Raw genomic sequence first — 11,320 nt, 5'->3', positions numbered from 1 at the left:
TTTCCTAGCATCGAGGAAGTGATTGTGCAACTCTACGGAGTCCGCGGTTCCATTGCGAGCCCACTCCGAAACCAAGACTACCGCAAAAAGATAATCGAGATCTTAGACCTCTACAAACAATCAGGGGCCGATGGATCTGTGGATGAGTTTTGGCAAAATCTTCCCTACCACTTAAAATTTGTCACAGGATCTGACACAACCTGTGTTTCCGTGACCGATGATGATGGGCAAACCTATGTTTTGGACATGGGGACGGGACTTCGGAACTTAGGTGATGAACTTGTTTCCGAATATTTCACAAACCAATTGAAAAAAACTGTCTCCTTTTTTATCACACATACCCACTGGGATCATATCCAAGGCCTTCCTTTTTTTAAGCCCATCTACTTCCCAGACTTCCATTTGCATTTTTATTCTCCCTATGCTGATTTAGAAAAACGATTACAAAGACAACAAGAACCAGAATTTTTTCCAGTGCCACTGGACGGAACAGGTTCTGCAAAAGAGTTCAAACTTTTTTTCCCAGGAGATGTGTTAGAATTTCCATCGGGTCTCAAAGTAGAGTGTTACCCATTAAAACACCCTGGTGGTTCATTTGCGTATAAATTCACAAACCGTGCTGGTAAAATTTTTATCTTTGCTACGGATGCAGAATTTACGGGAGCTGACATGGACCTCATCCACGACTGTTTGCCTTTTTTTGCGGATGCGGACTTACTCATCTTAGATACTCAATACACTTTAGATGAATCCTTTTCTAAATTTGATTGGGGCCACACGGCGTATACGATGTCCGTTAATTGTGCTTCTTCTTGGCGTGTGAAAAACTTAGTCCTCACCCACCATGAACCAAGTTATTCTGATGAAAAAATTTATGATATTTATGAAAACGCAAAACTCCACCAGCAGCAGTTAGGTGAAAAGAAATTAAAAATTCATTTAGCAAGAGAAGGACTTAGATTCCACTTATAATGACTATGAACAAAGAAAAAACACTTCGAATTACCATCACTACCTTCTTTAGTATCGCACTTCTGGGAGGACTTTTTTTTGGATACATTCTTTCCGAAGTGAACAAAGGGAAAGAATTACAAAAACTAGCATCTTACCAACCAACAACTCCTACAAAATTATATGATACCAATGGAGTTTTGTTCGCTGAGTTATACCGTCACAAACAAGAATTATTAAAATACAGTGATATTCCACCTCATGTGATCCATGCATTTTTATCAGTAGAAGATGATAACTTTTTCAATCACTTTGGAATTGATTTTTTAGCCATTGTAAGAGCTGCAATTAAAAACGTTTTTGCTGGTCGCATTGTCCAAGGTGGATCCACCTTAACCCAACAGTTAGCAAAAACCATTTTGCAACAAAGGAAAAAAACCTTTGGACGTAAATTCCTCGAAGCACTTCTCACATTACAAATCGAACAAGAATACACCAAAGAAGAAATCTTAGAAATTTATTTTAACCTCATTTATTTGGGCCATGGAACAACGGGTTTGTCTTCTGCAGCCAATGTTTACTTCCAAAAAGATGTAAGAGACTTAAGTATCGCTGAAGCAGCACTTTTAGCAAGATTACCGAAAGCACCTGTCACTTATTCCCCTTTCAAAAACCCAAAAGAAGCCAAACAAGCTCATATGGTAGTGCTTGGCCTTATGGCAAAAAATGGTTTTATACCCAAAGACCAAGTAAAGAAAATCCATGATGATTTTTGGGACAGGTATTGGCCAGTTGTCATCACACAATCACCATCTCGATCCACTTGGGGTGCCAAACTGAACCGTGCCCCTTATTTTACAGAGTGGGTACGCCAAATCTTAGAGAAGGAATTGGGAGAAGAGGCTCTTTACACAGGTGGGCTTCGTGTTTATACCACACTTGATGTGAGAAAACAAGAAATTGCAGAAGAAGAACTCCGAAAGGGTCTTATCGAACAAGACAAATCTGCATTTGGTGCAAACTTTCGTTATGCGGGTCGTGCCGATCGAGGTCTCGTTTCTTTATACAATTTGTTTGGTTCTATTTTTCCAGTTGGTGTTCCCTATGTGACAAGTTTGGACGATAGGCAAGTGTTTCGTTTGCATTTAGAAAAAGAAATGGCACCGGCTCTTGAATTATTGACGGATTTTATCCCTTCCGAAAATGAAAGTGCGGCTGTAAAAGAATTCCAAAGATCCTCACTTGTATTTTCTTCCAACTTACACGTAGAAGGTGCAATCATTACCATTGACCACCAAACTGGATATATCCAAACGATGGTGGGTGGTTCTAGATTTTCTCCTAAAAACCAATTTAACCGTGCGATGCAAGCGAGACGCCAAACGGGTTCTGCCTTCAAACCATTTGTGTATGCAGCTGCCATCCAAAACCGAGCCGTTGGATCGGGAACAGGGATTATGGATGCACCTCTCACCACCATCACGGAAGAAGGGGAAGGGTATTCCCCTCAAGACATCTCTGGTGACTTCCGAGGAATGGTACCTTTATCTCGTGCATTATCATTATCTCTTAACATTGTATCAGTCCAGGTTCTGATGCGAACAGGAACTGATTCCGTGATTGATTTTGCCTCCAAAGTCACAAAAACAAACAAAGCTCGGTTTCCGACAGGTCCTGCCCTTGCATTGGGAGTCGCAGAACTCACACCATATGAAATGGCTCTTGGGTATTCTATCCTTGCAAACAAAGGAAAAGATGTAATTCCATTTAGTGTTCGTTATGTGCTAAACCAAAGTGGAACTGTCGTTTATAATAAAGAAAAGGAAGTCCAAGAAACTTTGGCCGAAGAAGCCAAAAATGGAACCATCCAAATCATCCCAGAAGCCACAGCTTATATTATCAAACAAATGTTAATCGGTGTGGCAATGGGTGGGACACCTACCCAAGCACTCCGTGCTGCAGACAAAGGAAATTATAAAGGGGAATCTGGAGGAAAAACAGGTTCTACATCTTCTTATACCAATGTTTGGTATGCAGGTTTTGACCCAAAATACACATCCATTGTTTGGATGGGTTTTGATAAATCTTCTCTATCTCTTGGAAAAGGTGTCACCGCTGCTGGTGTTGCAGCACCGATTTGGGGGAAAATGTATTCTCGTTTTTACAACGAAGGCCCGTATCCAAGTTTTTACCCGAATGGCAAAGCGGATGAAATTCCAGCTGATGTGGTGAAAGGGGCCACTTGTGCGTTTAATGGACTTTCACCAGGGCCCAATTGCCCTCTCACTGGAAATTTATTCTTAAAACCAATCACAATTGCAGGCAGAACTTTGTCTGTCCCTGGTGGAAGGCAGTGTGATGGGGACAGAGACCACTACAGATCGATGGACCTAAACGACTTCTTACAACGTGAATTGGAAATCTCTGACGACGAATTGAAGTAAGTCTCAAGCCAAAGAAACAACCTACCAAGACCAGTCAGATGGGAATCAAATCCCTTCTTCCCAACCAAGGAAGGAGGTTTTTTTTTGTAATCCCTGTTTTTTTAGGCAATTTCTTGCAAACCACTCAATCTGCGTAATTTTTCAGCAGATTGAAAGGCACTTTCCTTTCCGAATCTCCCGAAACGGCATTTCTAAGGGGTTTGAGGGGGATCTCATGTTGGCACGATAGTTGCATCTATTCTCATGAACAGCAGTTCGGAGGGAATATGAAAAAACTACTCTTAACCATCATCATTTTAGCGATCAACTTCTCTGTGAAGGCTGGAGAGTCCTCCTTTTTGAATGATGACGTAGCTTCCCTCATTGGCCAATACGATAACGAAACCTTGGCTGCCATTTCCAATGAACTTGTGAAAATGGCGAACGAAGAAGAAGGGATGGGGGAATTTGATTTAGCCTCTACTCATTATGACCGTGCGATCAAGATCCGTGAAGCAATTGGTATGAAATCCCATAAAAGTTTTGCTTCGATTCAATACTTAGCAAGCCAAGCGTATTCTAAAGCTGGTAACTTTTGTGAAGCTTCTACGTATGCAAAAAAAGCAAGTGATGCTTTCCGTGCTCATGGTATTTCTAAATTCGAACACAAAGCTGAATTGGAATCAAAGGAATTTGCAAAAGCTTGTGCGGTGGTGGCGGTTCGTTAAACAAAACTTGTAGTTATGATTCTTTCTAGAGATGGTTACCCTTTTTTGATTCTTCCTTCGAATCAATCCAACTTCACGTGATGATACACGTGGGGTTGGAATTCTTTTTTCCCATACTTACGTATCGCAATTTCAAATAATCGAGTTTTCTCATAGGGGATGTCTGATTCCCAAGCAATCCCAAAATTGGCTTCTGTATAACCAGATTCATATTGAAGTGGGTATAAAGATTTTCCGTCATAAAAATACAATAGTCGATGTTCAATGTTTTTTGTGGTATTCACAACGAAGACTTCGCATGGAATCCGTTTTGTCAAATCTCTTGTGATTTGGATTTTGGTTTGTTCCAAACTACATTCTTTTACATTCATTTCAGTTGTTGTTAAGAGAACCCATTCCTTTGATTTCTCAATGGAACCTTTCCCGATGATTTGGCGGAATTGGATATGGTCTTTGAATACCTTCCATTCTCTCCATATTTTTTTAAATTCAAGATTTGGTTCGATGTAAATGGATTCCGTCCAAAAGAGTTGGAAGTCTTTTGATCCCATCGCTGATTTTTTTTCTGTAGGTCTCTTGTACGATCCAAGGAGTAAGTCTGAATCTTTCGGAAATTCTTGTGGTAAAGTCCGAATCCATCCAAGTTTTGGTGTGCAAAAGAGTGGGAAAAAAAACACCAAAAGAAGAAGGAATTTCTTCTTTTGGTTTAGAACTAAAATCAAATTGGAATTACAATTTGATTTAGAATTGGAAGTAAATAAAATCTTGTCCACCATCTCCAAAAATTCCGAGTAAAAGTAAGATTACGACGGATAAAATGGGGAGTAAAATATTTTGAAAGGGTTTTAGTTTTTCATACACTAACGGTGAGTATTGGAACCAGTTGAACATGAGTCCAAGAGCAATAAATGTTGGTAGTTCATCAACTCGGCTTAAAGTATCACCTGTATTTCGTAACGTTAAAACGCCTTTGAAAATTTCATAAGCAACATTTAAGGATTCTGCTCCTCTTGCTGCTGCACGGAAAAACACTCCAGAGAAGGTAAATACAATGAAGATCACAAGGGTGCGAATGATTCCAGCGAGTGGGAACGAGTCTGGTATGAATTTCTTTTTCCCGCGGTGCAGGTATAACGACCTTTCGATCCAAATGAGCGCCCCTAAATATGCACCCCAAAGGACAAATGCCCAATTGGCTCCATGCCACAAACCTCCAAGGCACATGGTGATAAAGGAATTTAGATTGGATCGGAAAATGCTCCCTTTACTTCCACCTAACGGAATGTAAATGTAGTCACGTAACCAAGAGGATAATGTGATGTGCCATCTGCTCCAAAGTTCTCTGAAGGATTGTGAAAAAAATGGGCCTTGGAAATTTTCTGGAATTTCGTATCCCAGTAAATTGGCGGATCCTCTTGCCATATCGGTATACCCAGAAAAGTCACAATACACTTGGATCGCGAAGGCAAGCACACTAAAGAATATCGAAAAACTATCGTATTTCGCTGGGTCTAGGTACAAAGGAGAAATGATAGGCGCGATGTTTTCGGCAATGATTACCTTTTTAAACAATCCACCAATGATGAGGAATATTCCCTTTTTCATTCGGTCTGGGTCGATCGTTGGATGGTCGAGTTGAGGGAGGAAATCCTGTGACCTCATAATCGGTCCAGCAATGAGCTGAGGGAAAAACAAAATGAACAAAAAGTAGTCCACAGTGGACATTCTTTTTTCTATGATACCACGGTGGATGTCCACTTGTACGGCAATGATCTGAAAGGTATAAAAACTAATCGCCAGTGGTAAAAAGATACTCCATGAACCAGCGATTTCTTTGAAACTTGGATACCCAGTTAAAGAATATAAGGAATCTGTAATGAAGTAAAAATACTTAAAGAACGCTAAGTTAAGAACGTTTAGAATGACAATTGTGTATAAGACACTGTTGTGGTTTTCTCCTTTTTCTTTTTTCCGAAACATCCATTCGCTAAATGCGTAGTTAACAAGAATGACTAAAAGGAAGTGGAATAAAAAAGGAAAACTAAAATAAGCATAAAAAATAAGAGAAGAAACCACAAGAAGGGGTTTTCTCCCCTTTTGTGGAATGTTCCAATAGATTAAATAGGTAAGCGCAAATAAAATTAAATACGGAATCGAATTGAATAACATGAATTAGATAACCTTAAAATTTAGATATCCCAGAGGTATAAAAACTTCGAGTTCGTACTTGTTCCAAGAAGTTTATCAGCGATACCAAATGAAATAGGATTTCCTTTCACGTCAGTTGCTTGGTAAATATTTTCCACAGGAACTTTTCCTCTTTGGTAAGTCACAATGCGAGGTGATCCTTGTGGGTTACCTTCATACTTAGGGTGTTTCATCAGTTCGATTACAAAATTATCAAAATAACCGATAAAATCAATCATCCCTTCTTTCTGTGCTTGTTCCGCTGTGAAGATCCTACCATCACAAATTTCTTTGAGTCTAGATTCAGAAACTTTTGGTCTTCCTTTTTTCACGACATCAAAAAATCGAGCATACAAACTATCAATGATGGACTGTAAAATTTTTCTTTGTTCTGCAGTCATTTCTGTAGTAGGGGAACCGAGGGCTTTGTTTGGACCAGAGGTAAAGGATTGGTCTTTGACACCAATTTTGTCTAAACCTTCTTTCACATTGATCCCTGACATGATGACTCCTACAGAACCTGTAACAGTTGTTGGGTGGGCACCAATGGAATCTGTTGCCATTGCAATGTAATAAGCACCACTTGCTGCAGTATCCATAAATCCTGCAAAAACAGGGATTCCTTTTCTTTCTTTGAATTTTTTCACTTCTTGGTAAATGATGTCACTAGCTGTAACAGTTCCACCAGGAGAGTTGATTTTTAAGATCACACCTTTGACATCAGGGTCTCTCTCTGCACGTTTCAGTGATTCTTTCACTCGGACGACCATAGAATCAGAAGAAGGTCCAAAAAAGGATTCTTTTCCTTCATCAGAAATCATCCCTTCTATGGAGATAATTACGATTTTTTCTTGATCCTTTCCAGCAATGAGTTTCTCTTCGAATTCAGACTTAGCTGTTGGAGGGAATAAATTCATACTATTCCCAATGACACATGATTCTGTAAAAAGAATCGAAAGAAGAACGACGGAACTAATTAGACCAAACTTTCTTAAAGGCATACAAACCTTTCTAAGATGGCAAACTCTGACTTCAATCATTTTTGGGAGATAAATCTTGCACCTACTGAAAACAAAATACTCTAGTTTTGGGACGGAACCCACTGGAGGTGGGCAATGGTTGCATTTGAATCTCCATTCTCCCGTAGATGGCTCAAAAGTTTCTGTGGTTGCCGGCCACAAAGCCCCAGATCCATTTTTTGCCTCGGGTTCGTTTTTGATGTTCCCTTGGGTCAACCGATTGGAACCAAATCCATGGGCAAGAGAACCATTTTATCCGAGTATCCATTGGCTCACGGATGGGAACGGAATTCCTCTCCATGGGCTCTTTCACAACCTGCCAAGAAACATCCTTTCGGAAACACAAGGGGATTTGGAATCCACTGTCAGATTTTCCATGGACATTCCTGAAACTTGGAGAGGGACTCTACTTTCCAAAATCCAAGTGACTGAAGTGTACCAACTGACCCCTTCGGAACTCAAAATCATTTATGAACTAACGAACCAATCAGAGGAAGAATTTCCCTTTGCGCTGGGAATCCATCCCTATTTCCGTTGGAACGAAGAAGAAAGTATCGATGATCTGTTTCTCATCGGATCTGGATTCCACCAAATCAAACTCGGTGATTATCTATTACCTGAACGTATATTAGGTGATGAGTTATTACTCAATGGTGAGTTACCACTGATGGGAAAAAATTTAGATGATTTGTATGGGGCAACTGGAAACGAAACTCCCTATATAGGTCTTTTTTCGATGAACAAAAAAGAGAAGTTACTCATCTCTGGTGGAAATTTTTACCAAGTGTACACCCCGCAAGATAGAAGGTCGATTGCCATAGAGCCGATGACTAGTACTGGGAATTTTTTACATTTCCCTGGTGCAAATCCTAGTCTCATCAAACCACATTCCGAAAAAAAAATTGAATTTTCGATTCGTTTGGATCAATTCTAAAAAAAAATATTCTCTTTATCGAACAAACTGTCTAACAAAAAAAAGAGGATAGTCCCCCAATGTCAGATGCCCTAGTGAATACTTGTAAACAAATTAGTAAAAACCTTTTGGAAATCAAATATTTCGCAGAGAAAAAAAACACTAGCCGAACTTCTGTTTACCGAGCCTTACAAGACCAAAAAATCAATGAAGTTGTGATTGGAAAAAATTCACGTTTCATTATTTTAGATGATGCTGCGAAGAAGTGGAAACCAGGTAGACAGGCCTAAATTCGTATTCTTCTCCGTTTACGTTAGATTCAATCCAATTCGTTATTTCTCCTTCGATCCACTGATTCCAAATTTCATTTGGGATTTGGGATCGAATGGGAGAAGGTACCAGTTGGTTTAATCCAAAATAAGGTAACAAGTATTCGTCAGATTGGTTTTCCAATAGATAACCTAAAAAACTAAAATAAACCTTACCTAAACTTTTGTCCAAATGAGTGTCTCTTGTTTTGATATAACACTCACCAAATTTTGGGTAAGGTGGCTTAAACGTCTTATGATGAAATTTGTATTGGATTCCCTTTAAATATCCAATCCTGAGTAAAAGTTTGGATGCACCCGAAACCATTTGTAGATGGCGATGGTCGATCGGGTTCTCTAGTCCATCCATATCCAAACTGGCATTCACTATTGTTACATTTCCTAACTCTAACTGCAATGGTTTCTTACGCCACTGTTCGATGGATTCCCAAAATGTTAGTTTGTTTTTAGGTTTTGTTTTATTTTCTATGTATGATCGTAATATGTCTGTTAAGTGAGACTTGCTTTTCTTTTCAAATGACTTGGGAAATAAGAAAAAGAAAATCGATTCAAAATTGGAGAACTCATATAAAAAATCGAAGGAAACACTCGAATGAGACAATGCTTCTGGTTTGGTTTTCCATGCAGAGACTTGGTAAGGATGGAAGTTTTGAAATCCCGATTCTTCCCAAACAAGAATCCTTTCTTGTAATTTGGTTTCTAACACAGGGAGATGTTCTAAGGAAATCGAGAGTTCAAATGTTTTTTGGAATTTCCACATCTTTTATACCAATCGGTCGATCTATGATAACAAGATGAATGATTTAGCCTTTGAGAACCAAAGTTTTTTATGGGGGAATGAAGCAGGCCCCATCCGGATCCTTTCGGAATACCTACATCCCAAGGCGGAGTTCAATGAACATGGAATCACCGATACCATTGTTGTTTTTGGTTCTGCAAGGATTCCTTCAAAGGAAAAAAGCCAAACAAAAAATCCTTCTCCCTTGGAGGGCCTTAGCCAATACTACGAGGAAGCGAGAGAATTTTCCCGATTGATTTCGGAATGGGCAGAAGTTTTAAAATTGGATACCCCCAATCGTAATTTGCTCATCTGCACTGGCGGGGGACCTGGGATTATGGAAGCAGGGAATCGTGGTGCCAAAGAAGCTGGGGCAAAATCTGTTGCTTTAAACATTGTCCTTCCTCACGAACAACACCCCAATCCGTATGTGAACAAGGAACTTACATTTGAGTTTCATTACTTTTTTATGCGTAAACTTTGGTTTATGAAAACCTGCCGGGGAATGATCGCGTTTCCAGGTGGTTTTGGGACGTTCGATGAATTATTTGAAACCCTAACCCTAGTCCAAACTGGAAAAAAAAGTAGAATCCCCATCCTTCTGTATGGGACAAAATTTTGGACAGAAGTGATCAATTTCAAAAAATTAGCAGAGATGAAGTTAATTTCGGAAGAAGACCTACATCTATTTGGATTTGCTGACAGTCCTGTGGAAGCACTTCGATTCTTTCAGGAAAAGATTCGTTTCGAATTGACCCATTCTGAGGGTACAAAAACATAGCGAAACAAGGTAATAATTATGGCTAGAACATGTGTAGTAACCGGAAAAGGAACAACGGCAGGGAACAACGTATCCCATTCTCATAAAAAGAATCGCCGTATCTGGAAGGTGAATGTGATCACAAAAAAAATCTTCTTGGAAGACGAGAACCGTTGGGTTCGCGTTAAGATTTCTACACGTGCTTTGAGAACCCTTCGTAAAAAAGGTTTGAAAGTGGCAATCAAAGACCACGGCGGTGATATTTCCGCAATCACTCCTAAAAAATACGTAGGAATCACTCCAAAAGCACAACCAGCAACTTAAATCTCAGATTTAGTTGTTCTGGATTGAAACGATCCAAAAAAACTCCCAATATCACCGAAGTTTACCGTCTCCTTGAGGCGGAATTCGGTGTCGTCGAAACTCCCCTCACATTTACAAAACCGTACGAGTTGGCAATCGCTGTCATTTTGAGCGCACAGTGTACGGACGAACGTGTGAACCAAGTCACACCTGAACTCTTTCGCACCTTCCCAACCCTTGAGTCTTTTGCGAAGGCTCCTCTTTCTGCGATTGAAAAAAAAATCTTTTCCACAGGGTTTTATAAAAACAAAGCCAAAAGTATCCAAGGCTTTGCGAGAATGGTATTACAAGAATTTGGTGGTGAGATTCCGAAAACAATGGAAGAGGCAATCAAACTCCCAGGGTTTGGAAGAAAAACCGCCAATGTGGTCCTTGCAGAAATTTACGGAGTGGTGGAGGGGTTTGTGGTGGATACCCATGTAAAACGATTAACGAAACGACTTGGGTTTACCAAAAAAACAGATCCCGTACAAATTGAACGAGAAATGATGAAAATTACCCCTAAGGAAATTTGCCGAAACCTATCTCTTTACCTAATATTTCTCGGTCGTAAGTACTGCCAGGCGCGCCGGACGTTTTGTTCGGATTGTCCTCTTTCTTCCCTATGTCCTTCTTATTCGGAGTCGGTTTCATAAGGCCTTCTTCCGTTTCAGATTCCTTTCTCTGTTTCCAAGAACGATTGCGGTCTACTAAATTGATGGATTCTACTTTGTAATCCAACCGGATTAAGTTTCGTTTGCGATAGTATAAATTTAAAGTTCCGAGTCTACCATAGTCCTTTGGGCATTCCACTTGGTGGACATTGGAAAGGTAACGGAACCTTGCTTGTGGTTTCCCTTCGACGAGTAAAAATATCGGGAGTTCGGGAT

The 11,320-nt window shown here is 39.9% G+C and carries 12 protein-coding genes; 8 read left to right on the top strand and 4 right to left on the bottom strand.

The features are described 5' to 3' along the window. Positions 1–18: 18 nt before the first annotated feature. The 3 genes from CH354_RS00300 to CH354_RS00290 all read left to right on the top strand — a co-directional run bounded on the left by CH354_RS00300 (position 19) and on the right by CH354_RS00290 (position 4,102). On the top strand, positions 19–972 hold the full coding sequence (locus CH354_RS00300; RefSeq protein WP_207762660.1) for an MBL fold metallo-hydrolase: 954 nt from the start codon (positions 19–21) through the stop codon (positions 970–972). Positions 973–977: 5 nt separating this feature from the next. Next, entirely contained in the window at positions 978–3,395 is a 2,418-nt protein-coding gene (locus CH354_RS00295) for a penicillin-binding protein 1A (protein WP_100728311.1), read from the top strand. A gap of 266 nt (positions 3,396–3,661) precedes the next feature. Next, positions 3,662–4,102, top strand: coding sequence for a tetratricopeptide repeat protein (locus CH354_RS00290; protein WP_100718736.1), 441 nt, complete (start codon positions 3,662–3,664; stop codon positions 4,100–4,102). Between the two features lie 62 nt (positions 4,103–4,164). Here the strand turns inward: CH354_RS00290 and CH354_RS00285 are convergent, their stop codons facing one another. Genes CH354_RS00285 through sppA form a run of 3 tightly spaced genes read right to left on the bottom strand, consistent with a single transcriptional unit; the run spans position 4,165 to position 7,290 of the window. Then, complete coding sequence (locus tag CH354_RS00285) at positions 4,165–4,878, bottom strand: hypothetical protein (protein WP_207764231.1); 714 nt, start codon at positions 4,876–4,878, stop codon at positions 4,165–4,167. After that, positions 4,844–6,271, bottom strand: coding sequence for an MBOAT family O-acyltransferase (locus CH354_RS00280; protein WP_100726377.1), 1,428 nt, complete (start codon positions 6,269–6,271; stop codon positions 4,844–4,846). Before CH354_RS00280 ends, CH354_RS00285 begins: the two co-directional genes overlap by 35 nt. Before the next feature lie 20 nt (positions 6,272–6,291). Next, the gene (gene sppA / locus CH354_RS00275) at positions 6,292–7,290 is read right to left on the bottom strand and encodes a signal peptide peptidase SppA (protein WP_100718734.1); all 999 of its coding nucleotides are present in this window, start codon (positions 7,288–7,290) and stop codon (positions 6,292–6,294) included. Positions 7,291–7,345: 55 nt separating this feature from the next. Here sppA and CH354_RS00270 point away from each other — a divergent pair, with 55 nt between their 5' ends. Both CH354_RS00270 and CH354_RS00265 read left to right on the top strand, forming a co-directional pair. Continuing rightward, a complete protein-coding gene (locus CH354_RS00270; protein WP_100726378.1) occupies positions 7,346–8,242 on the top strand; it encodes an aldose 1-epimerase in 897 nt (298 codons plus the stop codon). A 59-nt stretch (positions 8,243–8,301) separates the two neighbouring features. Then, on the top strand, positions 8,302–8,511 hold the full coding sequence (locus tag CH354_RS00265) for a hypothetical protein (RefSeq protein WP_100718732.1): 210 nt from the start codon (positions 8,302–8,304) through the stop codon (positions 8,509–8,511). Here CH354_RS00265 and CH354_RS00260 read toward each other — a convergent pair. Further along, positions 8,462–9,310 (bottom strand): hypothetical protein, encoded by an 849-nt coding sequence (locus CH354_RS00260; RefSeq protein WP_100726379.1) that lies wholly within the window; start codon positions 9,308–9,310, stop codon positions 8,462–8,464. The two genes, CH354_RS00265 and CH354_RS00260, sit on opposite strands and share 50 nt — an antisense overlap. Before the next feature lie 34 nt (positions 9,311–9,344). Here CH354_RS00260 and CH354_RS00255 point away from each other — a divergent pair, with 34 nt between their 5' ends. Genes CH354_RS00255 through nth form a run of 3 tightly spaced genes read left to right on the top strand, consistent with a single transcriptional unit; the run spans position 9,345 to position 11,086 of the window. After that, positions 9,345–10,109 (top strand): LOG family protein, encoded by a 765-nt coding sequence (locus CH354_RS00255; RefSeq protein WP_100726380.1) that lies wholly within the window; start codon positions 9,345–9,347, stop codon positions 10,107–10,109. A gap of 18 nt (positions 10,110–10,127) precedes the next feature. Further along, positions 10,128–10,412, top strand: a complete 285-nt coding sequence (gene rpmB / locus CH354_RS00250; RefSeq protein WP_100718729.1) for a 50S ribosomal protein L28 — start codon at positions 10,128–10,130, stop codon at positions 10,410–10,412. A gap of 23 nt (positions 10,413–10,435) precedes the next feature. After that, positions 10,436–11,086, top strand: a complete 651-nt coding sequence (gene nth / locus CH354_RS00245; protein WP_100726381.1) for an endonuclease III — start codon at positions 10,436–10,438, stop codon at positions 11,084–11,086. Positions 11,087–11,320 lie beyond the last annotated feature (234 nt).

It is taken from the genome of Leptospira levettii (assembly GCF_002812085.1).
In the GTDB taxonomy this organism is placed as follows: Bacteria; Spirochaetota; Leptospiria; order Leptospirales; family Leptospiraceae; genus Leptospira_A; species Leptospira_A levettii.
The sequence above is the reverse complement of the archived record's forward strand: the minus strand, read 5'-3'. Positions and strand labels throughout refer to the sequence as shown.